Origin of the sequence: Microbacterium sp. (genome assembly GCF_043427715.1) — a bacterium.
Lineage (GTDB): Bacteria > Actinomycetota > Actinomycetes > Actinomycetales > Microbacteriaceae > Microbacterium.
The window spans coordinates 1-25,363 of sequence record NZ_JBHWTD010000016.1; the positions used below are offsets into that span (position 1 = coordinate 1).

24 protein-coding genes and 2 riboswitches are annotated in these 25,363 nt (G+C 71.1%); of the genes, 11 read left to right on the forward strand and 13 right to left on the reverse strand.

Features of this window, described 5'->3' with window-relative positions; translation table 11 throughout:
- Positions 1-278 precede the first annotated feature (278 nt).
- Both ACHFGS_RS01525 and ACHFGS_RS01530 read right to left on the reverse strand, forming a co-directional pair.
- Positions 279-1,964, reverse strand: coding sequence for an alpha-amylase family protein (locus ACHFGS_RS01525; protein WP_394289081.1), 1,686 nt, complete (start codon positions 1,962-1,964; stop codon positions 279-281).
- Complete coding sequence (locus ACHFGS_RS01530) at positions 1,961-2,926, reverse strand: TIGR03885 family FMN-dependent LLM class oxidoreductase (RefSeq protein WP_394280042.1); 966 nt, start codon at positions 2,924-2,926, stop codon at positions 1,961-1,963. Before ACHFGS_RS01530 ends, ACHFGS_RS01525 begins: the two co-directional genes overlap by 4 nt.
- 100 nt (positions 2,927-3,026) lie before the next feature.
- Between ACHFGS_RS01530 and ACHFGS_RS01535 the strand changes: the two genes are divergently transcribed.
- Positions 3,027-3,812 carry a CPBP family intramembrane glutamic endopeptidase gene (locus ACHFGS_RS01535; protein WP_394280043.1) on the forward strand — a complete coding sequence of 262 codons (786 nt, stop codon included), beginning with the start codon at positions 3,027-3,029 and terminating at the stop codon, positions 3,810-3,812.
- Between the two features lie 125 nt (positions 3,813-3,937).
- Here the strand turns inward: ACHFGS_RS01535 and gcvP are convergent, their stop codons facing one another.
- The 5 genes from gcvP to ACHFGS_RS01560 form a co-directional block, all read right to left on the reverse strand.
- Positions 3,938-6,793 carry an aminomethyl-transferring glycine dehydrogenase gene (gene gcvP / locus ACHFGS_RS01540; protein ID WP_394280044.1) on the reverse strand — a complete coding sequence of 952 codons (2,856 nt, stop codon included), beginning with the start codon at positions 6,791-6,793 and terminating at the stop codon, positions 3,938-3,940.
- On the reverse strand, positions 6,790-7,167 hold the full coding sequence (gcvH, locus tag ACHFGS_RS01545) for a glycine cleavage system protein GcvH (RefSeq protein ID WP_394280045.1): 378 nt from the start codon (positions 7,165-7,167) through the stop codon (positions 6,790-6,792). The genes gcvP and gcvH overlap by 4 nt, the downstream gene beginning before the upstream one ends.
- Positions 7,164-8,294 (reverse strand): glycine cleavage system aminomethyltransferase GcvT, encoded by a 1,131-nt coding sequence (gene gcvT, locus ACHFGS_RS01550; protein ID WP_394280046.1) that lies wholly within the window; start codon positions 8,292-8,294, stop codon positions 7,164-7,166. Before gcvT ends, gcvH begins: the two co-directional genes overlap by 4 nt.
- A 7-nt stretch (positions 8,295-8,301) precedes the next feature.
- Positions 8,302-9,660 (reverse strand): L-serine ammonia-lyase, encoded by a 1,359-nt coding sequence (locus ACHFGS_RS01555; RefSeq protein ID WP_394280047.1) that lies wholly within the window; start codon positions 9,658-9,660, stop codon positions 8,302-8,304.
- A gap of 78 nt (positions 9,661-9,738) precedes the next feature.
- A riboswitch (glycine riboswitch) is annotated at positions 9,739-9,832 on the reverse strand.
- Positions 9,833-9,919: riboswitch (glycine riboswitch) on the reverse strand.
- A gap of 58 nt (positions 9,920-9,977) precedes the next feature.
- Positions 9,978-11,147 (reverse strand): MarP family serine protease, encoded by a 1,170-nt coding sequence (locus ACHFGS_RS01560; RefSeq protein ID WP_394280048.1) that lies wholly within the window; start codon positions 11,145-11,147, stop codon positions 9,978-9,980.
- A gap of 139 nt (positions 11,148-11,286) precedes the next feature.
- Here ACHFGS_RS01560 and ACHFGS_RS01565 point away from each other — a divergent pair, with 139 nt between their 5' ends.
- The 6 genes from ACHFGS_RS01565 to ACHFGS_RS01590 are packed head-to-tail and all read left to right on the forward strand — an operon-like array spanning position 11,287 to position 17,769.
- Positions 11,287-11,976, forward strand: a complete 690-nt coding sequence (locus ACHFGS_RS01565) for an NUDIX domain-containing protein (protein ID WP_394280049.1) — start codon at positions 11,287-11,289, stop codon at positions 11,974-11,976.
- Positions 11,973-13,274, forward strand: coding sequence for a quinolinate synthase NadA (gene nadA, locus ACHFGS_RS01570; RefSeq protein WP_394280050.1), 1,302 nt, complete (start codon positions 11,973-11,975; stop codon positions 13,272-13,274). The genes ACHFGS_RS01565 and nadA overlap by 4 nt, the downstream gene beginning before the upstream one ends.
- Positions 13,271-14,791 carry an L-aspartate oxidase gene (gene nadB / locus ACHFGS_RS01575; protein WP_394289082.1) on the forward strand — a complete coding sequence of 507 codons (1,521 nt, stop codon included), beginning with the start codon at positions 13,271-13,273 and terminating at the stop codon, positions 14,789-14,791. Before nadA ends, nadB begins: the two co-directional genes overlap by 4 nt.
- Complete coding sequence (gene nadC, locus ACHFGS_RS01580; protein WP_394279019.1) at positions 14,791-15,648, forward strand: carboxylating nicotinate-nucleotide diphosphorylase; 858 nt, start codon at positions 14,791-14,793, stop codon at positions 15,646-15,648. Before nadB ends, nadC begins: the two co-directional genes overlap by 1 nt.
- 1 nt (position 15,649) lies before the next feature.
- Positions 15,650-16,804 (forward strand): cysteine desulfurase family protein, encoded by a 1,155-nt coding sequence (locus ACHFGS_RS01585; RefSeq protein ID WP_394279020.1) that lies wholly within the window; start codon positions 15,650-15,652, stop codon positions 16,802-16,804.
- Positions 16,801-17,769 (forward strand): glycosyltransferase family 2 protein, encoded by a 969-nt coding sequence (locus tag ACHFGS_RS01590; protein WP_394279021.1) that lies wholly within the window; start codon positions 16,801-16,803, stop codon positions 17,767-17,769. The genes ACHFGS_RS01585 and ACHFGS_RS01590 overlap by 4 nt, the downstream gene beginning before the upstream one ends.
- 10 nt (positions 17,770-17,779) lie before the next feature.
- On the opposite strand, the gene ACHFGS_RS01595 is transcribed toward ACHFGS_RS01590, so the two are convergent.
- A complete protein-coding gene (locus ACHFGS_RS01595) occupies positions 17,780-19,666 on the reverse strand; it encodes an ABC transporter ATP-binding protein (protein WP_394279041.1) in 1,887 nt (628 codons plus the stop codon).
- 198 nt (positions 19,667-19,864) lie between these two features.
- Here ACHFGS_RS01595 and ACHFGS_RS01600 point away from each other — a divergent pair, with 198 nt between their 5' ends.
- Positions 19,865-21,337 carry an MDR family MFS transporter gene (locus tag ACHFGS_RS01600; RefSeq protein ID WP_394279022.1) on the forward strand — a complete coding sequence of 491 codons (1,473 nt, stop codon included), beginning with the start codon at positions 19,865-19,867 and terminating at the stop codon, positions 21,335-21,337.
- A gap of 123 nt (positions 21,338-21,460) precedes the next feature.
- Here the strand turns inward: ACHFGS_RS01600 and ACHFGS_RS01605 are convergent, their stop codons facing one another.
- The gene (locus ACHFGS_RS01605) at positions 21,461-22,003 is read right to left on the reverse strand and encodes a copper resistance protein CopC (RefSeq protein ID WP_394279023.1); all 543 of its coding nucleotides are present in this window, start codon (positions 22,001-22,003) and stop codon (positions 21,461-21,463) included.
- A gap of 156 nt (positions 22,004-22,159) precedes the next feature.
- Here ACHFGS_RS01605 and ACHFGS_RS01610 point away from each other — a divergent pair, with 156 nt between their 5' ends.
- Complete coding sequence (locus ACHFGS_RS01610; RefSeq protein WP_394279024.1) at positions 22,160-22,435, forward strand: hypothetical protein; 276 nt, start codon at positions 22,160-22,162, stop codon at positions 22,433-22,435.
- Positions 22,436-22,442: 7 nt separating this feature from the next.
- Here ACHFGS_RS01610 and ACHFGS_RS01615 read toward each other — a convergent pair whose 3' ends face one another.
- Together ACHFGS_RS01615 and ACHFGS_RS01620 are read right to left on the reverse strand one after the other, a co-directional pair.
- On the reverse strand, positions 22,443-22,682 hold the full coding sequence (locus tag ACHFGS_RS01615; protein WP_394279025.1) for a hypothetical protein: 240 nt from the start codon (positions 22,680-22,682) through the stop codon (positions 22,443-22,445).
- The gene (locus ACHFGS_RS01620; protein ID WP_394279026.1) at positions 22,679-23,365 is read right to left on the reverse strand and encodes a hypothetical protein; all 687 of its coding nucleotides are present in this window, start codon (positions 23,363-23,365) and stop codon (positions 22,679-22,681) included. The genes ACHFGS_RS01615 and ACHFGS_RS01620 overlap by 4 nt, the downstream gene beginning before the upstream one ends.
- Before the next feature lie 137 nt (positions 23,366-23,502).
- Between ACHFGS_RS01620 and ACHFGS_RS01625 the strand changes: the two genes are divergently transcribed.
- Positions 23,503-23,832, forward strand: coding sequence for an ATP-dependent DNA ligase (locus ACHFGS_RS01625; protein ID WP_394279027.1), 330 nt, complete (start codon positions 23,503-23,505; stop codon positions 23,830-23,832).
- A gap of 480 nt (positions 23,833-24,312) precedes the next feature.
- Here ACHFGS_RS01625 and ACHFGS_RS01630 read toward each other — a convergent pair whose 3' ends face one another.
- Together ACHFGS_RS01630 and ACHFGS_RS01635 are read right to left on the reverse strand one after the other, a co-directional pair.
- A complete protein-coding gene (locus ACHFGS_RS01630) occupies positions 24,313-24,600 on the reverse strand; it encodes an alpha/beta fold hydrolase (protein WP_394279028.1) in 288 nt (95 codons plus the stop codon).
- Positions 24,486-24,881: an alpha/beta fold hydrolase gene (locus ACHFGS_RS01635; protein WP_394279042.1), complete on the reverse strand. Its 396-nt coding sequence runs from the start codon at positions 24,879-24,881 to the stop codon at positions 24,486-24,488. Before ACHFGS_RS01635 ends, ACHFGS_RS01630 begins: the two co-directional genes overlap by 115 nt.
- 248 nt (positions 24,882-25,129) lie before the next feature.
- Between ACHFGS_RS01635 and ACHFGS_RS01640 the strand changes: the two genes are divergently transcribed.
- Entirely contained in the window at positions 25,130-25,273 is a 144-nt protein-coding gene (locus ACHFGS_RS01640; protein ID WP_394279029.1) for a hypothetical protein, read from the forward strand.
- Positions 25,274-25,363: the final 90 nt, after the last annotated feature.

Genomic DNA, 25,363 nt, shown 5'->3' on the forward strand with positions numbered 1-25,363 from the left:
ACCCAGAGTCGGCGCGAACTCGATCGCAGAACGACCCGCGATCAGCCCTCGAACCGCGCCCGCCCGCGTCGCCCACGGAATCTTCCTCGACACAACGAACCTCCTCGACGAGGTGTTGCGCTAGGACTCTGAAACCGCCGCTACGGACGCGTGACAATCTGACAAATCGGATGCCACGACGCACGATCTTCTGCACGGTCGGACCGCGTGTCGAACCCGTCTTTCCGCCGTCGTGACATACGGCTCGAGGGGCGATGGGCGGCGAGCGCCGCGCTCGGTCAGCGACGTCGCACTGCGGCGTCGGCGCGGTCCAGTGACAGCCAGCGCCATCCGTACGGACCCAGTTCGACGTCGAGCTCCTTGGTTGTGCGGACGGTCTCCTCGCCGAACCGATCGGTGAAGGTGACCGGCTCGCCGTCGACATCGACCGAGAGCTTCGCCGTCTGCGGGTCGGGACTCAGGTTGTGCACGGCGAGCATGGCCCACCCGTCGGCACGCGCGATGTGTGCCAGGACCGACCGCTGCCGAAGCGCGACGACCTCGACGGCTGCCCACGCCAGCGAGGGCTCAGCACGGTATGTCTGCGAGAGGCGGCGGATGTGGTGCCAGAGCGACCGTTCGTCGCGGCGCTGGTCGGCGACGTTGACGCGAGCCGGAGCGTAATCGCCGTCGGGAAGGGCGCGCGGGTATCGGTGCTTCGGGGCGGTGGAGAACCCGCCGCCGTCCTCGGCCGTCCACTGCATCGGGGTGCGGACCGCATACCGACCCGGCACCGCGAGCTGCTCCCCCATCCCGATCTCCTCGCCGTAGAAGAGCACGGGCACTCCGGGGATCGAGAACATCAGCGAGTAGACCATGCGCACGGCGCGCTCGTCGTCCAGCATGGTCGGAAGCCGACGCCGGATGCCGCGGCCGTAGAGCCGCATGTCCTCGTCGGGCGCGAATGCCGCGAAGACCTCCGCCCGCTCATCCTCCGGTAGCTTGTCGAGGGTCAGCTCGTCGTGGTTCCGGACGAAGTTCGCCCACTGGCTGCCGTCGGGAAGCTCGGGCCGCTCTGCGAGCGCGCGCCGCACGGGCTCTGCGTCGGCGCGGGCGAGCGACAGATACAGCTGCTGCATGGTGACGAAGTCGAACTGAAGGTGCAGCCCTGACGAGTCGCCCTTCGCGTCGAACCACTCGAGCTGCTCCTCGTGCGTGAGGTTCACCTCGCCGAGGAGCACCGCATCTCCCGCGCGGAGTGCGACGAATCGCTGGATGGCGCGCAGGTGGGTGTGCGCGTCGTACTGGGGCGCGGCGTCTGGGGCCGTCTGGTGATGGCCCGCTCCGCTGAACAGGAACGGCACGGCGTCGATCCGGAAGCCCGACACGCCCAGCTCGAGCCACAGCCCGAGGTTCCGCTCGATCTGCTGCTGCACGTCGGGGTGCGCGACGTTGAGGTCGGGCTGGTGGGCACGGAAGTGGTGGAGGTAGTACTGCCCGGTCTTCTCGTCACGGGTCCACGTCGAGACCTCCTCACCGGGGAACACCGGCGGGTCGGGGTTCGCCGGTGGTTCGTCGCGCCAGACGTACCAGTCGCGCTTCGGGTCCGTACGGGAGGACCGTGCCTGCACGAACCACGGATGCTTCGACGAGGTGTGGTTCATCACGAAGTCGAGGATCACGCGCATCCCGTGCGCACGGGCCACCCGGATCACCTCGACGAGATCGCCGAGCGTACCGAGGCGCGGATCGACGGCGAAGAAGTCGGTGATGTCGTACCCGTCGTCGCGGTCTGCCGTCGGGTAAAGCGGCATCAGCCACAGGCAGGTCACCCCGAGGTCGGCGAGGTCGTGGATGCGTGTCGCAAGCCCTTGCAGGTCGCCCGTACCGTCCCCGTCGGAATCCTGGAACACCTGCACATCGAGGCAGTAGTACACCGCGGTCCGCCACCACCGGTCGGCAGCGTCGATCGGCCGGGGGCTCATACGGCATCCCTCACGTGAGGGAGCACCCGCTCGCCGAACGTGTCGACGAACCGATGCAGATCGGTCCCGACCTCGTGGAGGTACAGCTCATCGAGCCCTGCGGCGAGCAGCTCCTCGATCCGGCCGCGGTGGCGGCCCGGATCGCTGGAGATGAAGACCGCGGCGCGGAGCTGCTCCTCGGTGGCGCCCGCCGTGCGCTGCTCAAAATCCTCGGGCTGCTCGAGGTCCCAGGCCTCCGGCGCCGGGACGAGGTTGCTCTGCCACTGCTCCTTCGCGACCGCGACCGCGGCGCTCTCGGTGGGCGCCCAGGCGAGGTGCATCTGGCCGCACACGGGGCCGCGGCCTCCGGCATCCCGGTACCGGCGGACGATCTCGGCGAGCTGGGCGGGCTCGGATGCCACCGTGATGAGCCCCTCGGCCCAGGTTGCGTGGCGCTCGGCTGATTCGGGGGTCACCGCCGCGGCGAGGAGCGCGGGCGGCTCCGCCGGGAGGGACCAGACCCGGGCGCGGTGGACGACCACCTCGCCGTCGTGGCTCACCTCCTCACCGGCCAGCAGGCGCCGCATGACGTCGACGCTCTCGATCAGGCGGCGCTCGCGAGCCGGCTTGTCAGGCCAGGGGTCGCCGGTCACATGCTCGTTCATCGCCTCGCCCGATCCGAGGGCGGCCCAGAAACGGCCCGGGAACATCTCGCCGAGGGTGGCGATCTTCTGCGCCGCGATCGCCGGGTGATACCGCTGGCCCGGCGCCGAGACGACGCCGAATCGCAGCGACGTCGTGGCGAGGGCCGCCGCCAGCCACGACCAGGCGTACCCGCTGTGCCCCTGCGTGCGGCTCCACGGCGCGAGGTGATCCGAGCACATCGCCGCCTCGAAGCCCGCCGTCTCGGCGTGCTGGACCGCCGACAGCAGCGCACTCGGCGGGAGTTGTTCGTGCGAGCAGTGGAATCCGATGACCGTCATGCATCCACGCAATACGACGTGCTGTGGACCGTCAAGGGACGCGACGACGATTGCCTGGGCCGTGCGGGTCTGGTACGGGGCGACCTGGCATCCTGGCTCGATGGCGTCGTCTTCCTCTCGCTCCCCCGCCTCCCGCACCCAACTGTGGTGGGAGATCGCGATCATCCTCGCCCTGTCGATCGGTCGGTCTGCGGTGTACTCGGTGGTCTCGCTGCTCGAGGCGCTCACGCGGGCGCCGCTGGGCGATCAGCAGACGTCGCTGAACCCGGGCGCCGGCGCGACCGCTTTCTGGGACGTGCTGGAGCAGGCGCTCGGGTATCTCTTCGGGCTCGCGCCGGTGGCCCTGGCCGTCTACCTGCTGTGGGAGCCGGCGGCATCCGGGTTCCGGAAGATCGGCCTCACCTTCGAACGGTTCGGCCGCGACCTCGGCGGCGGGCTGCTGCTCGTCGCGGTGATCGGAGTGCCGGGCCTCGGCCTCTACGCACTGGGGCGCACGCTCGGGATCACCGTGCAGGTGGACGCCTCGCCGCTCGACTCGTCGTGGTGGACGATCCCGCTGCTGCTGCTGGCGGCGCTGCGGGCGGGACTGCTCGAAGAGGTCGTCATGGTCGGGTACCTGTTCGACCGACTGCGGCGACTGGGGTGGGGCACATGGACGATCATCCTGTCGACCGCAGGGCTGCGCGGCGCGTACCACGCGTACCAGGGCTTCGGCCCGCTGGTCGGGAACGTCGCGATGGGCATCGTCTTCGGCTGGGTCTACCACCGCTGGGGCCGCGTGATGCCGCTCGTCATCGCCCACGTCGTGATCGACGTGATCGCCTTCGTGGGCTATCCCCTCGCCGCCGCCTGGTGGCCCGCCGTCTTCGCCCCGCCCGGCGGGTGAGACGGCCGCTGCCGGGGCCGCGCGGCATCCGCTCTGTGGTCCGCGAGACAGCAGCCGGCCCGAGACGTCGGCCTGATGTCGACGTCTCGGACCGCGCCTGCTGTCTCGCGGTCAGGTGAGCGCGGTCAGGCGAAGGCCTCGATGGGCGGGCAGGCGCAGACGAGGTTGCGGTCGCCGAAGGCGTTGTCGATGCGCCGCACCGGGGGCCAGTACTTCGTGCGCACGAGCGACCGGACGGGGTAGACCGCTTCCTCGCGCGTGTACGCGTGGTCCCACTCCCCCGCGATCACCGACTCGGCCGAGTGCGGGGCATTGACGAGCGGGTTGTCCCCCGCAGGCCAGCGACCGGATGCCACGGCGTCGGCCTCCGCTTTGATCGCGATCATCGCCTCGACGAACCGATCGAGCTCGGCGAGGTCCTCGGACTCCGTCGGCTCCACCATGAGCGTGCCCGCGACCGGGAACGACATCGTCGGCGCGTGGAAGCCGTAATCGATGAGGCGCTTGGCGACATCGTCGACCGTCACCCCGGTCGTCTCCTTCAGCGGACGCAGGTCGAGGATGCACTCGTGGGCGACGAGCCCGTCCTCCCCCGTGTACAGCACGGGGTAGTGCTCCTCGAGGCGCTTCGCAACGTAGTTGGCCGCGAGCACGGCGGCGCCGGTCGCACGGCGCAGCCCGTCGGCGCCCATCATCCGCACGTACGCCCACGAGATCGGCAGGATGGACGCCGACCCGTACGGCGCCGCCGAGATCGGTCCGCCGTCGAACGCGAACCCTCCCGCGTGCTCGGCACGCTGAGCCAGCGGGTGCGACGGGAGGAACGGCGCGAGATGCGCCTTCGCCGCGACCGGGCCGACGCCCGGGCCGCCGCCGCCGTGCGGGATCGCGAACGTCTTGTGCAGGTTGAGGTGCGACACGTCGCCCCCGAGATCGCCGAAGCGGGCGAAACCGAGGAGTGCGTTGAGGTTCGCGCCGTCGACGTACACCTGGCCGCCGGCGTCATGCACGGCGGCGGTGATGTCGACGACGTCCTGCTCGTACACGCCGTGCGTCGATGGATACGTGATCATGAGCGCCGCGAGATTCTCGGCATGCGCCGCCACCTTCGCCCGCAGGTCGTCGAGGTCGACGTTGCCCGCGTCGTCGCACGCGACGACGACGACTCGCATCCCGGCGAGGACGGCGGATGCCGCGTTCGTGCCGTGCGCCGAAGAAGGGATGAGGCAGACGTCACGGTGCACGTCGCCGCGGGAGTGGTGGTACCCGCGGATCGCGAGGAGCCCGGCGAGCTCGCCCTGAGACCCGGCGTTCGGCTGCAGCGAGACCGCGTCGTACCCGGTGACGTCCGCGAGCCAGGCCTCGAGCTGCTCGATCATGACGAGGTAGCCGGCGACGTCGTCGAGCGGAGCGAACGGGTGCACGCGCGCGAACTCGGGCCACGACACCGCCGCCATCTCGGTGGCGGCGTTGAGCTTCATGGTGCACGAGCCCAGCGGGATCATGCCGCGGTCGAGCGCGTAGTCGCGGTCGGCGAGCTGCTTGAGGTAGCGCATCATCGCCGTCTCGGATCGGTGCGTGTTGAACACCGGGTGCTGGAGGTAGGCGTCGGTGCGGCGGAGCGCCTCCGGCAGGTGCTCGGTGCGGCCACGCAGCGGCACGAAGACACGGGATGCCGTGACGCCGAACGCCTCCGCGACGGCGTGCATGTCGGCGAGGGTCGTCGTCTCGTCCAGGGAGACGCCGACCGAGTCCGCGTCACGGAACCACAGCTGGTAGCCGCGGGCGCGCGCCGCCTCCACGACCGTCTCGGCGCGCCCTGGCACCGACACGAGCAGCGTGTCGAAGAACGTGTCGTTCACCGTCTCGATCTCGGCGCTTCGGAGCCAGTCGGCCAGCAGTGCCGTCTTGGCGGTGACCTCCTCGGCGATGCCACGAAGGCCCTCGGGTCCGTGGTAGACGGCGTACATCGACGCCATGACGGCCAGGAGCACCTGCGCGGTGCAGATGTTGCTGGTCGCCTTCTCGCGGCGGATGTGCTGCTCACGGGTCTGCAGCGACAGCCGGTAGGCAGGGTGGCCGACGGCATCCTGAGAGACGCCGACGAGGCGACCCGGCAGCTGACGCTCGAGCCCGGCACGGACGGCCATGTACCCGGCGTGCGGGCCACCGAAGCCCATCGGCACGCCGAATCGCTGCGTCGTGCCGACCGCGACGTCCGCGCCCATCGAGCCGGGCGAGCGCAGCAGGGTCAGCGCGAGCAGGTCGGCCGCGACGATAGCCAGACCGCCGGCGGCGTGGACGGCGGTGATGACCTCGGTCGCCTCGATCAGCCGGCCGGACGCCCCCGGGTACTGCACGAAGACGCCGAACGCGTCCGCGGCATCCAGCTCGCCCGCGAGATCCACCTCTCGGATGCGCACGCCGACGGCGGCGGCACGATGGTGCAGGAGCGCCTTCGTCTGCGGGAAGGCATCGGCGTCGACGAGGAAGACGTCGGAGGCGGACTTCGACGCGCGGCGGGCGACGAGCATGCCCTCGACGACGGCGGTCGCCTCGTCGAGCATCGACGCGTTGGCGGTGGCGAGACCGGTCAGGTCGGTCACCATCGTCTGGAAGTTGATGAGCGCCTCGAGCCGGCCCTGCGAGATCTCGGGCTGGTAGGGCGTGTACGCCGTGTACCAGGACGGGTTCTCGAAGACGTTCCGCTGGATCACCGACGGGGTGATCGTGTCGTAATACCCGAGCCCGATCATCGCGCGCGCCGACCGGTTCTGCGAGGCGAGGTCGCGGAGCTCGGCGAGCGCCTCGGACTCCGAGGCCGCGGGCGGGATGACGCTCTCGCGCGCTCCGGTGTGGATCGCGTCGGGCACGGCTCGCTCGACGAGCGCGTCGACGGTGTCGTAGCCGAGGAGCGCGAGCATCTGCTGCTGCGCGGCGGCGTCGGTGCCGATGTGGCGTCCGGTGAAGGCGGTGCTCACGCGTCTCCGCCCGTCAGCGCGACGTAGGCGTCGCGGTCGAGCAGGCCGTCGGGCGTGCCGTCGACGCGGATCTTCACGAGCCACGCGTCGAACGCCCCACCGTTGACGCTGGAGGGGTCGTCCACGACGGCGTCGTTGACCTCGACGACCTCGCCGGTCAGCGGGGCGAACAGCTCGCCGACGGACTTGGTCGACTCGATCTCGCCGACGACCGCACCGGCGGTCACGGCGGTGCCCACTGCGGGCAGCTCGACGAAGACGACGTCACCGAGCTTGTCGGCTGCGTAGTCGGTGATACCGACGGTCGCGATGTCGCCGTCAAAGGCGATCCACTCGTGCTCGGCGGTGTAGGACAGGGCGGTGAGGTCGGTCATTTCTGTCTCCGGTAGAAGGGAAGGGCGGTGACGGTCGCGGGGATGCGGGTTCCGCGGACGTCGATGGTCAGGGCGGTGTCCGGGGCGGATGCCGCGGGGGTGACGAAGGCCATCGCGATCGGGTGGCCGAGGGTCGGGCTGAGGGCTCCCGAGGTGATCTCACCGACGCGCTCGTCGGCGGCGTAGACCTCGTAACCGGCACGGCCGGCGCGCCGGCCCTCCGCGACGAGGCCGACGAGCACGGGTGCGTCGGGGTCGGTGCGGGCGGCGAGCCCGTCTTTGCCGACGAAGGCGTCCTTGTCGGACGCCACGACGCGGCCGACTCCGGCCTGTGCGGGCACGATGTCGCGCGAGAGCTCGTGCCCGTACAGCGGCATCCCGGCCTCGAGGCGCAGCGTGTCGCGCGCGGCGAGCCCGGCGGGGACGAGTCCGTGCGAGGCACCGGCCGCCAGGACGGCGTCCCACAGGTCGGCGGCCGCGGCGACGGGAACCATGAGCTCGAAGCCGTCCTCCCCCGTGTACCCGGTGCGGGCGATGAGGAGGGGCTCGCCGCGGAAGCGCGCCGCGGACCACGCGTAGTACTTCTGCTCGTCCCACGGGGTGCCGACCTCGACGATGTCGGCGACCGACTCGGCGATGCTCTGCGCCGCAGGGCCCTGCACAGCGATGAGGGCGTAGTCGTCCGTGGCATCCGTCACCGTCGGAGCATCGCCGCCGGGGAAGGAACCCCGGGCAGCGGTGAGGGCCGCTGCCACGGCGTCTCGGTTGCCCGCGTTGGAGATGACGAGGAAACGGTCCTCCTCCAACCGGTAGACGATGACGTCGTCGACGATGCCGCCGTCCTCGGCGAGGACCAGCGAGTACTTGGCCTTGCCGACCCGCATCGCGGAGATCGCGCCCGCGAGGGCGAAGTCGAGGTAGGACGCGGCCTCGGGGCCGTCGACGTAGAACTCCGCCATGTGCGAGATGTCGAACAGGCCCGCCGCCTGGCGCACGGCGTGGTGCTCGGCGAGGTCGGACGTGTAGCGCACCGGCATGAGCCAGCCGCCGAAGTCGGTGAAGGAGGCGCCCAGTGCCTCGTGAGCCTCGTGCAGCGGCGAGCGCCGCGGTTCGGGGGTGTCGGTCATCGGGTCCTCAACATTCCACGACGTTGACGGCGAGGCCGCCCAGCGCCGTCTCCTTGTACTTGCTGCTCATGTCCCGCCCGGTCTCCCGCATGGTCGCGATCACCTCGTCCAGAGACACCTTGTGGGTGCCGTCACCCCACAGGGCCATCTTGGCGGCATTGATGGCTTTCGCGGCAGCGATCGCGTTGCGCTCGATGCACGGGATCTGCACGAGGCCTCCGATCGGGTCGCACGTGAGGCCGAGGTTGTGCTCCATCGCGATCTCGGCGGCATTCTCCACCTGCCGGGGCGTCCCGCCGAGCACCTCGGCGAGCCCCGCCGCCGCCATCGACGACGCCGAGCCGACCTCGCCCTGGCATCCGACCTCCGCGCCGGAGATGGAGGCGCGGGCCTTGTAGAGGACGCCGACGGCGGCGGCGGTCAGCAGGAACGGCACGATGACCTCTTCCCGCGGCCGCTCCGGCACGCCGAAGTGGATCGCGTAGTGCAGCACGGCGGGGATGATCCCGGCGGCGCCGTTCGTGGGGGCGGTGACGATGCGCCCACCGGAGGCGTTCTCCTCGTTGACGGCGAGGGCGACGAAGTTCACCCATTCCTGCCAGAGTGCGGGGTCGGCGCCTGCGGGGTCGGCGGCGACGAGCCGGTCGCGCCACGCGGGCGCCCGCCTGGGCACGTTGAGCCCGCCGGGCAGCATCCCCTCACGGGAGGCGCCGGACTCGACGCTCTCACCCATCACGGAGGCGATGTGCAGGATGCCGCGGACGGTCTCCTCGTCGCCGCGCTCGGCGCCTTCGTTGCGTCGCTGCACGTCGGAGATCGACAGGTCCTCGCGCTCGCAGTGAGCGAGCAGCTCCGCGGCGGACTCGAACGGGAACGCCACCGGCAGGGGTTCGGCCTGCGCGGGCAGCTCTCCGTCGCGGGTGATGAAGCCGCCGCCGGTCGAGTAGTAGACGGCGTCGTCGAGCGTCTCACCCGCGGCATTCCGTGCCGTCAGGCGGAGACCGTTGCTGTGGGCGGGCAGCTCCGTCAGCGGGTGCAGGATGATGTCGTCCTCGCAGAAGGCGATGTCGTGGTCTCCGGCGACGCGCACGGCACGCGTCTCGCGGATCGCGGCGATGCGGGCCTCGACGGTGGCGGGCAGGATCTCGTCGGGCCGGTGTCCCTCCAGTCCCAGCAGGACGGCGGACAGGGTGCCGTGCCCGCGGCCGGTGGCCGCGAGCGACCCGTACAGGTGGACTTCGAGCTGTGCGACCTGCGCGGGTTCGAGGCGGGAGACGAAGTCGGATGCCGCGCGCATCGGCCCCACGGTGTGCGAGCTCGAGGGCCCGATGCCCACCGTGAACAGGTCGAAGACGCCGATGCTCATGGGCGTCCGGCCCGGGTGGGTGGTGGTGCGAAACGGTGGATCACGGGAACTCCTGACGGCGCAGCGGATGCGGTGAGTTCCTCCCCCTCTGTCATAGGCCTGAGAGATTCCGCGGTTGTCGTCCGCTTGCCCCGTCGGCGGGCATCACGCGGATGCCGCTTTTCAGAGTGACCATGTCGTCTCGGTACGGGGGCCTGAGAGATTCCGGGGAGGGATTGCTCCTTCGGCAGCCGCGAGCGGCTTCTCCCGAGATGACGTGATGGTCCGATATTCGTCTTCGACGCGAGCCTACCACCGGGGGTCCGCGCGGTGGGGAGTCAGCCCGTGCAGTCGCCCGACGAGACCTCGTCGCTGTCGATCGTGACCTCGAGCGCCGGAGCCAGTTCGGTCGTCGTCATGGCATACCCGCGGCGCTGGTCGTCGTCACCGCGCGCGAACACGACCCCGGCGACCTCGCCATCCTCGGTGAGGACGGGTCCGCCGGAGTTGCCGGGGCGCACGTCGGCCTCGAGCGCGTAGATCTCGCGGGGCGCGGCATCCTCGTCGTAGATGTCGGCGACGACCGCGTCGCCGACCGACAGCACGTAGGCCACGCCGCTCGTGAACGGGCCGCCGAGGGGGTACCCCTGCACCGCGACCGAGGTGCCGGCCTCGACGGGTTCGATGATGGGCAGCGGCTCGGCGTCGAGGTCGTCGACGGCGATGACGGCGAGGTCGTCGACGGGGTCGAAGTAGACGATGCGACCCTCCCTCGCTTCCCGGCCGGGGAGCTCCACGACGGGCGTCGCGACCCCGGCGATCACGTGCGCGTTGGTGACGACGAGGCCCTCTGCGGCCACGAAGCCCGATCCGGTGAGCGAGGCGCCGCAGGCGTAGGCGTTGCCGCTGATGCGGGCCACCGAGGCCGCGGCATCCTGCAGCTCGGGATCGTCGAGGGAGACGGGCGGCGCGGTGGGTTCGACCTCGGGCGCCAGCAGCTCCCCGACCCGCGGAATGCCCTCCTCGACGACGAAGCCGCGGAACTCGGCGAGCGCGGAATCCACGGCGGGCGGGGTGAGGTCGTCGATGACCCCGAGGACGCGCGAAGAGGCGACCGCGGGAGCGACGCCGGGCATGCCCGAGCCGACGATCGTTCCGGCGACGAGCGTGAGGATGAGGGCGGATGCCGCGACGTTGACGACGGCGCCGAGGAACCGGTCGAGCAGGGTGAGCTTGGCGCGGTCGACGCCGCGGCGCACTCGGGCACCCACGGTCGTGCCGACCCCGACGAAGAGCGCGACGATGCCGAGTCCGATGATCGCGAGCACGAGGCTGCGGTACTCCCAGCCCGTGAAGGTGGGAGCGATGACGGGGGTGAGCCACACCGCGACGATCACACCCAGCACGATGCCGATGAGGCTGCCGGCGGTTGCGACGAGGCCCCGGAGCAGCCCACCGAGCAGGGCGATGATGAGCACCAGCACGACGATGACATCGACGATCAGCACGAGCAGCCTCCTTGCGAGGCCGCTCCCCGAATCCCGGTGGGAGTCCTCGTGAACAGCGTAGGGCGCGACACCTGTGAGATGCACGGACTTGCCCTTCTGGTCACGGCGACCCTAAGATCGAGACGAGGTTAATGTCACCATGACCAGAACACCACCGATCACCGTCGCGGTCTCCACCGTGATCTTCAGCCTGCGCCGGGAGCCCGGCGCAGAGGGCCCGCGGATCATGCTCCCGCTGGTGCGCCGCACCCGTGACCCGCACGAGGGTCAGTGGGCGCTGCCGGGCGGCTGGCTGGACCCTGCCGAAAACCTCGAGGAGACGGCATCCCGAACTCTCGCAGAGACGACCGGGCTGGCACCGAGCTATCTGGAACAGCTCTACGCGTTCGGGGACGTCGGCCGCTCCCCCTCGAGGGTCGTCTCGATCGTGTACTGGGCGCTCGTACGCGAGGACGTCTCGCTGGCCACGCAGCAGCACAACGTGGCCTGGTTCGACGCGACCGCGCTGCCGGAGCTCGCGTTCGATCACAACCACATCGTCGACTACGCGCTGTGGCGCCTGCGCAACAAGGTCGGCTACAGCCGCATCGCGCACGGGTTCCTGCCCGATCTGTTCTCCCTCGCGGACCTCCGCGAGGTGTACGAGGCGATCCTCGGACGGCGCCTCGATCCCGCGAACTTCCGCCGCCAGGTAGAGAACTCCGCGACCCTCATCCCCACGGACGAGTTCCGCACGGGGAACCACCGTCCCGCCCGCCTCTACCGCTACAACCATGACGTCGAGCTGGCCGATCGCGGCCCGCTCCCGCACGGAAAGACCCGACCATGACCACGCTCCCCCCCAGCACCATCGACCCGTCCGTCGACCACGGCATCCAGGCGATCGTCTCCGGCCTCTCGACCGACGAGACGTGCACGACCGACCTCGCCGTCGGTCCCTGGGACTTCGACACGCGTCCCGGCTACGGCCCGGGTTCCTCGATGGGCGACGTGATCCCCGTCGGCGCACCGCGCCAGGGTGCACTGCCGGCCGAGTACCGGGACGCGAGCGAGATCGAGCTGTCGGCGCGGATCACGGCGGCCAAGGCCGTGCTCGGCGACCGCGTCGTCGTGCTCGGGCACTTCTACCAGCGTGAGGAGGTCGTCGTCCACGCCGACTACGTGGGCGATTCGTTCCAGCTCGCGAACGCCGCGCTGGAGCACCCGGACGCGGAGGCGATCGTCTTCTGCGGCGTGCACTTCATGGCCGAGACCGCCGACCTGCTCTCGCGCCCGGAGCAGGCTGTCATCCTCCCGAACCTCGCTGCCGGCTGCTCCATGGCGGACATGGCCGACATCGACCAGGTGGAGGAGTGCTGGGAGCAGCTCGCGGAGGTCTACGGCGATCTCGACGCCCCGGACGCCGACGGCCTCGTCCCGGTCATCCCGGTCACCTACATGAACTCGTCCGCCGCCATCAAGGGCTTTGTGGGCCGGCATGGCGGCATCGTGTGCACCTCCTCGAACGCCCGCACCGTGCTCGAGTGGGCCTTCGCGCGCGGGCGCCGTGTGCTCTTCTTCCCCGACCAGCACCTGGGCCGCAACACGGCGAAGGCGATGGGGGTGCCGCTCGAGCAGATGCCGATGTGGAACCCCCGCAAGGCCCTCGGCGGATCCACCGAGCAGGAGCTCGAAGACGCCCGCGTCATCCTCTGGCACGGGTTCTGCTCCGTGCACCGCCGGTTCACCGTGGAGCAGATCGAGCGCGCCCGCGCCGAGCACCCGGGCGTCCGCGTCGTCGTGCACCCCGAATGCCCCATGGCCGTCGTCGACGCCGCCGACGAGGCAGGGTCCACCGACTACATCCGCAAGGCGATCCAAGCGGCCACCGAGCCGACGACGTTCGCGATCGGCACCGAGATCAACCTCGTGCAGCGCCTCGCGGCGCAGTACCCGCAGCACACGATCTTCTGCCTCGACCCCGTCGTCTGCCCGTGCTCGACGATGTACCGCATCCACCCCGGCTATCTCGCCTGGGTGCTCGAGGGCCTCGTCGAGGGCGAGGTGCGCAACCGCATCACGGTCACGCCGGACGTCGCCGATCCCGCGCGCGTCGCCCTCGAGCGGATGCTGGCGGCCAAGCCATGACGCACGTCGTGGTGGTCGGCTCCGGCATCGCCGGCCTCACCGCCGCGCTGCACGCCCTGGACTCCGGATGCCGCGTGACCGTCGTCACGAAGGACGCCCTCGACCACGCGAACACGCGCTACGCGCAGGGCGGCATCGCGGGCGTCATGTTCGCCGACGACCGGGTCGAGGACCACGTGCGCGACACCCTCACCGCCGGCGCGGGCCTTTGCGACGAGCGCGCCGTGCGGGTGCTCGTCGAGGAGGGTCCGGCGCGCATCCGCGAACTCGTCTCGCTCGGGGTCGCCTTCGACCGCGCCGCCGACGGCGAGTTCGTCAAGGGCCTCGAGGCCGCGCACTCCTACCCCCGCATCCTGCATGCCGGCGGAGATGCGACCGGTGCCGTCATCGAGCATGCCCTCGTGGCGCGCCTGCGCAGCGCCGCCGTGACGGTCCACGAGCACGCCTTCCTCGTGGACCTCGTCGTCGACGGTGGTCGCGTGCGCGGTGTGGACCTCCTCGTCGGCGATGCGCCGGGTCACCCCGGCACGCGCGAGACGATCACGGCGGATGCCGTGGTCCTCGCGACCGGCGGAGCGGGCGAGCTCTACGCGCACACGACCAACCCACCGGTGGCGACCGGCGACGGGATCGCCGCGGCGCTGCGGGCCGGCGCCGCCGTCGCGGACCTCGAGTTCATGCAGTTCCACCCCACGGTGTTGGCCGCAGGCGACGCGTTCCTCGTCTCCGAGGCCGTGCGCGGAGAGGGTGCGGTGCTCCGCGACGAGACCGGTCGACGCTTCGCGCTCGACGCCCACCCCGACGGCGAGCTCGCACCCCGCGACGTCGTCGCGCGCGCCATCGCGGCGACCATGGAGCGCCAGGACGGCCGGCCCGTCCTCCTCGACGCGACGACCCTCGCCACAGACGGGTTCCTCGCCCGCCGCTTCCCGACGATCGACGCGGCTGTCAGGGCCCGCGGGCTGGACTGGACGCGGGAGCCCATCCCGGTGACCCCCGCCGCGCACTACCTCATGGGCGGCGTCGTGACCGATCTCTCCGGCCGCACGACCGTCCCCGGCCTGTACGCCGTCGGCGAGGTCGCCCGAACAGGCGTCCACGGTGCCAACCGGCTCGCGTCCAACTCTCTGCTGGAGGGCGCCGTCTTCGGCGCTCGCGCCGGCGCGGCGATCGCCGCTGACGCCGGCAGCGCGCTCTGGCCGGTGCCTGCCGGCGCCCCGGGACGACCGGCATCCGCTCCCTGCGCATCCGACGAGCCCGCCTTCACCCGGGCGGCCCTCCAGGACCTGCTGTGGGAGGAGGCGGGTGTCGTCCGCGACCGTGCCGGCCTCGAACGGGCTGCGGCCGTCCTCGCAGCGTGGCGGGCCACGCCGCGGGACCCCCGCACCGAAACCTCCCTCGAGGACGAGAACCTGCTGATCGTCGGGGCCCACCTCGTCGCGGCGGCCCTCGCCCGCACGACCTCCGTCGGCGCGCACCTCCGCCGCGACGCCGCCGCCTGGGAAGGAGCCGCGTGATGCTCACGCAGCCCGTCATCGACCGCACCGTCCGCGCCGCCCTCGACGAGGACGCCCCGTGCGGCGACCTCACGAGCGAATACCTGATCCCCGCGGACGCGATCGCGACCGCCGAGCTCGTCGCGCGCGAGCCGGGCGTCTTCAGCGGCGGGGCGGTCCTCGCGGCCGCGTTCGCGCTGACCGACGCCGCCGTCGAGGTCCGCCTCCACGTCGCGGATGGCGGCGCCTTCGACCGCGGCGCCGTGCTCGCATCGGTGACCGGTCCCGCCCGCGCCGTGCTCACGGCGGAGCGCATCGGACTGAACTTCACGCAGCGGATGTCGGGGATCGCGACGCTCACGGCGGCGTACGTCGACGAGACCCGGGGCACGCGCGCACGGATCGTGGACACCCGCAAGACGACGCCCGGGCTCCGGGCGTTCGAACGCCATGCGGTCCGCAGCGGCGGCGGCCACAACCACCGCTTCTCGCTGTCGGATGCCGTCATGGCCAAGGACAACCACCTCGCCCTCCTCACCCGCGGCGGCGCGTCGCTCACCGACGCGCTCCGCGCCGCGAAGGCGCGCCTCCCGCACACCGCGCACCTCGAGGTCGAGGTCGATCGGCTCGATCAGATCGAGGCGGTGCTGGAGGCGGGCGTCGACACGATCATGCTCGACAACTTCTCGCTCGCCGATCTCCGCACCGGCGTCGAGCAGGTCGCCGGCCGGGCCGTCGTCGAGGCCTCCGGCGGGGTGAACCTCGACACCGTGCGGGCCATCGCAGAGACCGGCGTCGACGTGATCTCGGTCGGCGCGCTGACGCACTCCGCCCGCGCGCTCGACCTCGGCCTGGACGTGCGCATCGACGGGGACTGACGTGCTCTACCTCGACCACGCGGCCACCTCCCCCGTCCGCCCGGAGGTGCGGGAGGCGATGCTCCCCTTCCTCGGCGAGCGTTTCGGCAACCCGTCGAGCCACCACACCGTGGGCGAGGCCGCAGCGGAGGCGCTCGACGACGCTCGGCGCCGGGTCGCCGCGGTGTTCGGCATGCGGCCCGGCGACATCGTGTTCACCTCGGGCGGCACCGAGGCCAACAACCTGGCGGTGAAGGGCATCGCCATCGCGGCGGCGCTGCGGCGCGGCATCCCGGGCCATGTCGTGACGACGCCCATCGAGCACGAGTCGATCCTCGCGTCGGTTGAGTACCTGGAGCGCGTGCACGGCGTCACCGTCAGCCGGGTGGCCGTGGACGAGGCCGGGCGAGTGGACCCGGATGCCGTCGCCGCGGCGCTCCGCGAGGACACCGCCCTCGTGAGCGTGGGCTACGCGAACAACGAGGTCGGCACGGTCCAGGACGTCACCGCGCTGGCGGACGTCGCGGCCGCGCGGCGGGTGCCGCTGCACCTCGACGCCGTCCAGGCCGCCGGGTGGCTGCCGCTGTCGGGCACCGGCGCGGACGCCCTGTCCGTCGCGGGCCACAAGATCGGGGCGCCTGCGGGGACCGGTGTGCTCGCCGTCCGCGGCCGCATCCCGCTCGAGCCCCTCCTGCACGGCGGCGGTCAGCAGCGTGGACGCCGCAGCGGCACCGAGGATGTGGCAGGCGCTGTCGGGATCGCGACGGCTCTCGAGCTCGCCGAAGCCGAGCGCGAAGCGGCATCCGCTCGTCTCGTGCCGCTCCGCGACGCGTTCATCGCGCGCGTGCTCGCCCTCGTCCCGACGGCGCGCCTCACCGGGGATCCCGTGCGCCGGCTTCCCGGCACCGCGAGCTTCACGTTCGCGGGAGTCAGCGGCGAGGCCGTGCTCCTCGAGCTCGAGCGGCGCGGCGTCGTGTCCTCGAGTGGATCCGCGTGCGCCGCCGGCAGCGACGACCCCTCGCACGTGCTCATCGCTCTCGGGATCGCGCCCGAGGTCGCGCAGACCTCCGTGCGGTTCACGTTCGGGCACCGGCTGCCCGCGGCTGCGGACGGGCTCGCGGAGCCCCTGGCCGATGCCGTGGCGGCATCCATCGCGGCAGTACGATCGGGCACGTGAGTCAGCCCGTCGTCACCGTCATCGTGCCCGGCCGCGACGTCGGCGCGTTCGCCGCCGAGGCGCTGGAGTCGCTGCAGGCGCAGACGTTCGACCGCTGGTGCGCGATCCTCGTCGATGACGGGTCGAGGGATGCCACGACGCAGGTCTTCGCGGACGCGGCATCCGCCGATCCCCGGATGCGGCTGCTCCGCCACGAGACCGCGCTCGGGCTCGGTGCGGCACGCAACGCCGCGCTCGACCTCGTGACGACGCCGCTGGTCGCATTCCTCGACGCCGACGACGTCATGACGGAGGCTGCCCTGGAGCGCCTGGTCGGGACGCTCGATGAGAGCGGCAGCGACATCGCCGTGGGCGCCTACGTGCGGCTGCGGCCGGATGCCGCGGGCGGCTACACGCCGGGACCCGTGCAGCCATGGGTCGCGGCGGCGACCGACCCCGCGAGACGGGCGACCTCGCTCTCCGCGCACCCGGAGGTGTCCGGGAACATCGTCGCGTGGTCGAAAGTGAGCCGCATCGAGCTGTGGCGCCGCGGCGGGTCCGGCATCCGGTTCACGGAGGGCCGCGCGTACGAGGACCAGATCGTGGCGCAGCTGCTGTACACGCGGGCGCGGGCGATCGACGTGATCCCCGACGTCGTCGTGCACTGGCGCGAGTGCGCCGACGGGTCCTCCCTGACGCAGACGAAGCACACGGTGCCGGTGCTGGTCGACTACCTCGACGCCCTCCGCTCCGGCCTCGCGGTGCTGGATGCCGCGGGCCAGCGGGCCGCCGCGCAGGCGCGGATCCGTCTCATCCTCGACATGGATGTGCCCCCGCTCGTCCGGATCGCCCAGGCCCACGCCGACGACGCCTACCGGCGTCTCGTCGGCGCGTTCGTCCGAGATTTCGTCGCGCGCGCCGAGGCCGGCGCCATCACGCTCGACCCCGCATCCACGCCCCTCCTGGCCGCCGCCCGCCTCTGGTAGCCCGGGGGCGTCAGGTCGAGAGGCCCTCGATGCGGCCGGCGGCGAGCTGCTCCGCGGCGAGCGCGGCGTAGAGGCCTCCCGCGGCGAGGAGCTCGTCGTGCGTGCCGGACTCGACGATCCGCCCGTGCTCGACCACGTGGATGACGTCGGCACCGACGACGGTGGACAGGCGGTGCGCGATCGACAGAGTCGTGCGGCCGCGCGCGGCTTCGTCGAGCGCTTCCTGCACGACCCGCTCCGACACCGTGTCGAGAGCCGAGGTCGCCTCGTCGAGCAGCAGCACGGGCGGGTCCTTCAGCAGCACGCGCGCGATCGCGATGCGCTGCTTCTCGCCGCCGGAGAGTCGGTAGCCGCGCTCCCCGACAACGGTGTCGTAACCCTGCTCGAAGCCGGCGATCACGTGGTGGATGTTGGCGGCGGCGCAGGCCGCCTCGATCTGCTCGTCGGTCGCGTCGGGCCTGGCGTAACGCAGGTTCTCTCGGATCGTCGCGTGGAAGAGGTACGTCTCCTGCGACACGATGCCGACGTGGTCGATGATCGACTCGTGCGTGAGCGCACGCACGTCCTCGCCCGCGAACAGCACCTCTCCGCCGGTCGCCTCGTACAGCCGCGGCGCGAGATACAGCACCGTCGTCTTCCCGGCACCGGAAGGCCCCACGAACGCGACGTGCTGGCCCGGTTCAGCGACGAACGAGACGCCGTCGAGCGTCGGACGGCCCTCCTGCGCGGCATCCGGATACCGGAAGGTCACGTCACGGAACTCGACGCGGCCGAGCGGCCCGGCCGCCTCGGTCACGGGCCGCGCGTTCGCGGCGTCGCTGATCGCGGGCGTCAGGTCGAGGTACTCGAAGATGCGCGCGAAGAGGGCTGCTGAGGTCTGCAGGTCGAGCGCGACCCGCATGAGTCCCATGAGCGGCTGCAGCAGACGCGCCTGCACCGTCGTGAACGCGACGACCGTGCCCGCCGTGATCGTGTCGACCCCGCCCGCGATGAAGTAGCCGGAGACGAGGTAGATGACGGCCGGCACCGAGGACATGAGCACGTGCACGACGGCGAAGAAGCCCTGACCGCTCATCGCGAGGCGCACCTGCAGGCCGATCTGCCGTCCGTTCTCCCCCGCATAGCGGGTCGACTCCGCGCGCTGACGGTTGAAGGACTTCGACAGAAGGATGCCGGAGACGCTCAGCGTCTCCTGCGTGATGGCGGAGAGCTCCGACAGCGACTCCTGCGTCTGCCCGGCGATGCGCGCCCGGACCTGCCCGACACGGCGCTGCACGAGCGCGAGGACGGGCATGAGCACGACGGCGATGAGCGTGAGCCGCCAGTCGATGAGCACCATAGCGACGATCGCCGAGATGACGGTGACGGTGTTGCCGAGGACACTCGTGACGGTGTTCGTGAGCACCCCCGACACGCCGCCGACATCGTTCTGCAGGCGCGACTGGATGACGCCGGTCTTCGTGCGCGTGAAGAAGCCGAGGTCCATCGCCTGGAGGTGCTCGAACAGCCGCACGCGCAGGTCGCCCGTGACGCTGTTGCCGACCGTGGCGGTGAGCCAGGTGCGCGCGATGTCGACGAGTGCGGTGAGCAGGAACAAGCCGATCATGGCGCCCACGAGCCACGCGAGGAGTGTGAGGTCCGGTCCGCCACCCTCGAGCGGGAACAGCGCATCGTCGAAGACGCGCTGCACCAGGAGCGCGGGGATGACGCCCACGGCCGCGCTCGCGATGACGAGAACCGCCGTGGTGGCGAGTCGCCCGCGATAGGGGCGGAAGAGCGCGACGACACGGGGGCCGAGGTTCTCGACCTTCGGCGCTTCCTGGTTCTGACGCCTCTGGGCGTCCTCGTCCACGGCGCGGAAGCCCCGGCCCATTCCGCCGCCCGGTCGTCCGCCCATACTCATCGGGCCAGCCTATCCGCGCGGATTCGGGGCGGATCGTGCCGGATCGGGAATGGACGTCCACCGAAGACCGTTACGTTGGGAGTCCGTCGTGCGTCCACGGCGAGACGCCCGGCGTGAGTGGTCGGGTGGCATCCGTCCTCCCCCACTCGCCCCTGTCATCCGCGCGTGCCGCGCCCGCTTCGAAGGACCTCTGTGACCCTGCAGGACACCTCTCCCGCCACCGGATCGGTCAACGCACAGCGGGTGGCGAAGCCCGGTCCCGTCATCGCACTGCTCGTCGTCTCGGCGTTCGTCGTCATCCTCAACGAGACGACCATGGGTGTCGCGCTGACCCCGATCATGCAGGACCTTGACATCACGGCGGGCTCCGCGCAGTGGCTCACGACGGGTTTCCTGCTGACGATGGCCATCGTCATCCCGCTCACCGGCTATCTGCTGGAGAAGTTCCCCCTGCGCCGGGTGTTCATCGCCGCGATGACCTTGTTCTCGATCGGCACCCTCATCGCGGCGCTCGCGCCCGGGTTCGGGATGCTGCTGATCGGGCGCGTCGTGCAGGCCTCCGGCACCGCCATCATGATGCCGCTCCTGTTCACGACGGTCCTCAACGTCGTTCCGGCCTCTCACCGTGGACGCATGATGGGCGTCATCAGCGTCGTGATCGCCGTCGCACCGGCGGTGGGGCCGACCGTGTCGGGACTCATCCTGTCGAGCCTGTCCTGGCAGGTGATCTTCTGGATCCTCCTTCCCATCGCACTGATCGCCCTCACGCTCGGCGCCCTGTGGGTGCGCAACGTCACCGACACGCGCCCCGACGCGCGCTTCGACCTGCTCTCGGTGATCCTGTCGGCGTTCAGCTTCGGCGGCCTCGTGTTCGGCCTCAGCAGCATCGGCGAGTCGGCGTCCGGCCACGCTCCCGTGCCGGTCTGGATCCCGCTCGTGATCGGCGCCGTCTCACTCTCCCTCTTCGTCGCCCGCCAGCTCCGCCTGCAGAAGACCGACGGCGCGCTGCTCGATCTCCGCACGTTCCAGAGTCGCTCGTTCAGCCTCGCGATCGTGCTCGTGGTCGTCGTGATGGCGGCTCTGTTCGGCTCGCTGATCCTGCTGCCGATCTACCTCGCGCAGGTGCTCGGCCTCGACGTGCTCGCGGTCGGCCTGATGCTGCTCCCGGGCGGCGTCCTCATGGGCGTCATGGCGCCCATCATCGGCAACCTGTTCGACCGCTTCGGTCCGACGCCGCTCGTGATCCCCGGCATGATCGTCGCGGCCGGCGCCCTCTGGGGCATGGCGTCCTTCGATGAGACCACGGCCGTCGGCTGGATCATCGCGGTGCACCTGATGCTGAACCTGGGCCTCGGTGCGGTGTTCACTCCGCTGATGACCTCGGCGCTCGGCTCCCTGCCGCCGCGCCTGTACCCGCACGGCAGCGCCATCGTCGGCACGGTGCAGCAGGTCGCCGGCGCCACCGGCACCGCCGCGTTCGTCACGCTGTTCACCCTCACGACGGCCGCAGCCGTCGAGTCGGGAGCGTCAGAGGTGCTGGCGAAGGCGGAAGGCGTGCACGCCGCATTCCTGGTGGGCGCGATCGTCGCGTCGGTCGCCGTCGTGCTGGCGTTCTTCGTGCGCAAGCCCGCCGACCTGTCGGCGGACCTGCCCGCGATGCACTGACCCGGTGAGCCCGGACTCAGCGGATGCGGCTCAGTTGGACCCGCAGCATCCGCCGCCGCAGCAGGACGCGCCCTCATCGGCGATGACCGCGAGCGGCTGAACGCCCTCGGTCTCGGGGGCGCCTCAGCGAGATCCGCCACGCCGACGGGCGAGGACGAGGAAGACCACCAGCGCCACGACGAGCGCCGCGAACGCGATGCCGGCGATCACCACGGCGATCGGCGTTCCGGCATCCGCTGTCGCCGCCTGAATCGGCGCGGCCGCGGTCGTGTCGCCTGCGGGCGGTGCGACCGATCCGACGGCGAACGGGATCGTCCCGCTGATCGGGTGCCCGTCGCTCGAGACGACGCGCCACTGCACGAGATAGCCGGCGTCACTCGTGTCGCCCGGCTCATCCAGGGCGACCGTGAGGGTGTTGGTCCCGATGGCGGGATCAGAGGCGACGCGATTGTCGCCCTCGTCGTCGATGACCGCGATCTCGGCACCGTCGGGGAGGATCGCGGCCGAGAAGGTGAGTTCGATCTCCGCGGGGAGCTCGTGCAGCTGCGCCTGGGCCGTCGGCGTGCTCGCGAGCAGTTCGTCGTGAGCGGATGCCGGTGCCGCCACAGCCACGACCGTCGCGAGCGCTCCGATGACGCCCCACATCACAGCCCGCACACCCGACATCACTTCCCACCTCTCCGCGCGTCAACGGAGAGGACGCACCCTCCCATTCTTCCAGGCGCCCGCCGCCCTACCGACGAACCCACCCCTCACGCAACCCCTGCGACCGCGAAGGCGTCCCGCTCTACCGTGGACACCGTCGACCGAAAGGAGTCCGCGATGGACGACAGCACGGCAAAGCCCAGCCAGGCAGAGGGCGAAGACGTCGAACGGCCCGGAACCGGCGATGGCCCTCCGGCCACCGGTCACCCGTCCCAGGCGGAGGGCGAAGACCCCGACTCCGACCATCTTGAGGGCCCGGAGGATCGCGGCGCACCGGTCGCCGAAGCGAAGATCGAGGTGTCAGAGCACGACGGGCGCACCCGCGTCGACATCCCCGATGACGCGCAGATGCGTCCCGGCCCCGGCCCTGGTCTGCCAGACGCGGATCAGTGAGCCGACCTCACTCTCCGAGGAGCTCCAACGGCGCGATGCCGTAGGCTCGCACATGGTGCCGGGTCAGCGAGTGCTCCGTGAAACCCCACCGGTGTGCGATCTCGCGGACGAGTGACGGTTCGGCGACGTGCGCCTTCCGCAGGTCGGAGTGCGCGGCATCCAGCCGGACCGCCAGAAGGTGCGCCGCAGGCGTGTGTCCCGGAGGCGCGTACGCGTGGAAGGCGCGGTCGAGTTCGACGGAACTCACTCCGGCAGCGGATGCCGCGTCGGCGACCGTGATCGGAAGTGAGGCGTGGTCCTCAAGGAAGCGCACCGCACGCCGATAGGCGAGGTGCAGACGCCGCGTCGAGCCGGCGCGGTGGCGCCGATCACCGGCGAGGGGGAACGCCTGAGCGTCGTCACCGCGAGGGCGCGGAAGACAGAGGCGCGGACGAGCTCGCTCGACAGGCTCGCAGTCGATCCGAACGCCCAGTCGACGGTGGATCGCCAGGCGCGGCGCAGCGCGGCATCCGGGATCCGCTCGGCATCGAACCTGACGTCGATACGGTCGTCGTTGTAGACGGTGCGCGCAACGTCGGTGAGGGCGGGCAGAGGGAGGACGACGACGCGGACCTGCGCGTCGCTGACCTCGCAGCTCATGGGAGCGCCGGGCTGGAACAGCACGGGGTCGACGCCATCACCGCGCGCATCGCCGGTGGACCAGCGGTATCCCCGCTCCGCCACCGCGATCGTCACCGCGGCGACGTCCGCGGCCGCGCGGTAACCGCCGCGCACGCGCAGCTCGCCGAGCGCGAACCGCTCGTCGCCCACGCTCGTCTCCTCGTAGGAGAGCGTCTCGGCACGGAGGGCGACGTCTCCGTAATTGCGCTGCAGGTGCTGTTCGGCTTCGGCGAGATCCGACGTCGCGAAGGCGTCGCAGCGCAGGCTCATACGGTATCCCCGCTGCCTGACCCGCCGACGTCCACCCCGCGAGTCTACGCGCGCACCCGCCCATGTTCGCGCGCCGATTCGTGCGCCTATCGGATATTCGTGCGCATAATGGATAGTCGGCACGAAGAAGGAGCACAGTGGGCAAGTTCGTCTACAACGACCGCATCAGGGTGGACTTCGACGACCGCGTCCTCGCCCATCTGCAACTCGTTATCACGACGAAGCTCCGACGGGGGGAAGGCTTCACGTTCATGTGGCGAAACGATCAGAGTCTCGGCGACGGCCGGCAGGTCGTGTGGCTCCACCCGGGCGCGGACCTGGCTTGGCAGTACTACGGCAGCCGGCAGCCCTCACTCAACCCGGCCTGGCTCGATGCACTGAGCCACGTCGCGAACTCCCCCACCGGCCTTTACGTCGTGCCCGAGCCGGAACCGGGAACGGCGTCCGCGAGCGCGCACCTGGGCTGACGACACCCCGAAATAGGGCAGGGTGTGGGTATGAGCGCTCCTGCCAGCGCTCTCGTGATCGATGGGACGCACGTCGCCGCCGACCCCGCGGCGGCCGAAGCGCTACTGCGCCCCATCTGCGCCGACGCCCGGATCCGCTCGCATTCCGAGCACTTCCGGTTCCGCCAGCGCACCGTCGGCGACGACCGGCTCCAGGTCACATCCTTCCAGGTGAGCAGCGATGTCCACCCGTCGATTCGGGATCAGGTGCGACACGAGACCCGAGACGGGACGGGACGGGACGGTCGAGCCTCCGGCGTGCGACGGACCACTTCGACGCGAACCTCATCTCCTCGTCGCCGACGGAGACGACCGTCGCCGCCATCACACGCCGATGGGGGTTCGTCCACCTGTCGCGGTTCGCGCAGCGGTATCACGCCGAGTTCGGCGAGCAGCCCAGCGAGACGCTGCGCCGCTGACGACGCTGCGGATGCCGCAGGGTCAATCCCAGCCGAGGTAGTCCTCGACCTGGAACGCGACCTCGCCCGGGTGGGTCATCGGGAAGAGGTGTCCCACGCCGGGGATCGTGACGACGCTGGCGCGATCACGCGCGGTCGCCTGCAGGTCCTCGCCGGCGGACGGCGCCGTGATGCAGTCGCGCTCTCCCTGGATGATCAGCACCGGAAGGCTCGGCGCGAGCGCCGCCCACTCGGCGACCGGGGTCGTGCCAACGCCGCGGACTGCATGTCCTGCGGAGCGACGTCGCGGGAGCGCGCGAACACGTCCCACGCCAGCGACAGGTTGATGCCCTCGCCCACCAGCATCGACACAGCCGACAGGTCGTCGGTGTCGACAGGCGCGGAGAAGGCGGACTTCAGGGCGCGCGCAGCATCGTCCTCGAGTCCGCGGGTGCCCTCGACCCCCATGAGCAGGACGCCGGAGGCGCGGAGCGGGTGGTTCAGGGCCACGGTGCGCGCCACGGCGCCGCCGAACGCGTGTCCCCCGATCCAGGCGGCATCCACTCCGACGTGATCGAGCACGTCGACGACGTCAGCGGCCAGATCGTGCATCGTCACGGCATCCGCTGACGGCCGGCGCGAGCCGATGCGGATGATCCGGAAGCCTTCTTCTTCGAGGATGCTGGCGAGGCGTTCTTCGGGACGATCATCATCCTGCCGCTGTACATGCAGAACGTGCTCGGGATGTCGTCGACCGCGGCCGGTTTCGCCGTCCTCCCCGGCGCGATCCTCATGGGCGTCGCGGCGCCGTTCATCGGCCGCATCTACGACGCGAAGGGCACGCAGGTGCTGCTGACGGGGTGGATGCCGCGGCCGCCGGCGCTGCCGGCACGCACATGGCGTTCCTCGTTTCGGCGATCATCGCGATCCCGCTGCTGGTGGGCGCGTTCCTCATCAAGAAGCCGGCCGACGCCCCCGGGGCACCGGCCGGCATCGGTCACTGACCGCGTTCCGCGTCGGGAAAGACGAAGAGCCGCCCTCCCGGGGCGACTCTTCACGTCTCGCGGCTCAGTTGGTGCTGCAGCACCCGCCGC

Excerpts from the sequence above, each read along its gene's own strand:
- ACHFGS_RS01525 (WP_394289081.1), bottom strand. The coding sequence starts at position 1,964 with ATGAGCCCCCGGCCGATCGACGCTGCCGACCGGTGGTGGCGGACCGCG.
- ACHFGS_RS01530 (WP_394280042.1), bottom strand. The coding sequence starts at position 2,926 with ATGACGGTCATCGGATTCCACTGCTCGCACGAACAACTCCCGCCGAGT.
- ACHFGS_RS01535 (WP_394280043.1), top strand. The coding sequence starts at position 3,027 with ATGGCGTCGTCTTCCTCTCGCTCCCCCGCCTCCCGCACCCAACTGTGG.
- gcvH (WP_394280045.1), bottom strand. The coding sequence starts at position 7,167 with ATGACCGACCTCACCGCCCTGTCCTACACCGCCGAGCACGAGTGGATC.
- gcvT (WP_394280046.1), bottom strand. The coding sequence starts at position 8,294 with ATGACCGACACCCCCGAACCGCGGCGCTCGCCGCTGCACGAGGCTCAC.
- ACHFGS_RS01555 (WP_394280047.1), bottom strand. The coding sequence starts at position 9,660 with ATGAGCATCGGCGTCTTCGACCTGTTCACGGTGGGCATCGGGCCCTCG.
- ACHFGS_RS01565 (WP_394280049.1), top strand. The coding sequence starts at position 11,287 with ATGACCAGAACACCACCGATCACCGTCGCGGTCTCCACCGTGATCTTC.
- nadA (WP_394280050.1), top strand. The coding sequence starts at position 11,973 with ATGACCACGCTCCCCCCCAGCACCATCGACCCGTCCGTCGACCACGGC.
- nadB (WP_394289082.1), top strand. The coding sequence starts at position 13,271 with ATGACGCACGTCGTGGTGGTCGGCTCCGGCATCGCCGGCCTCACCGCC.
- nadC (WP_394279019.1), top strand. The coding sequence starts at position 14,791 with ATGCTCACGCAGCCCGTCATCGACCGCACCGTCCGCGCCGCCCTCGAC.
- ACHFGS_RS01595 (WP_394279041.1), bottom strand. The coding sequence starts at position 19,666 with ATGGGCGGACGACCGGGCGGCGGAATGGGCCGGGGCTTCCGCGCCGTG.
- ACHFGS_RS01605 (WP_394279023.1), bottom strand. The coding sequence starts at position 22,003 with ATGTCGGGTGTGCGGGCTGTGATGTGGGGCGTCATCGGAGCGCTCGCG.
- ACHFGS_RS01610 (WP_394279024.1), top strand. The coding sequence starts at position 22,160 with ATGGACGACAGCACGGCAAAGCCCAGCCAGGCAGAGGGCGAAGACGTC.
- ACHFGS_RS01620 (WP_394279026.1), bottom strand. The coding sequence starts at position 23,365 with ATGAGCCTGCGCTGCGACGCCTTCGCGACGTCGGATCTCGCCGAAGCC.
- ACHFGS_RS01635 (WP_394279042.1), bottom strand. The coding sequence starts at position 24,881 with ATGCACGATCTGGCCGCTGACGTCGTCGACGTGCTCGATCACGTCGGA.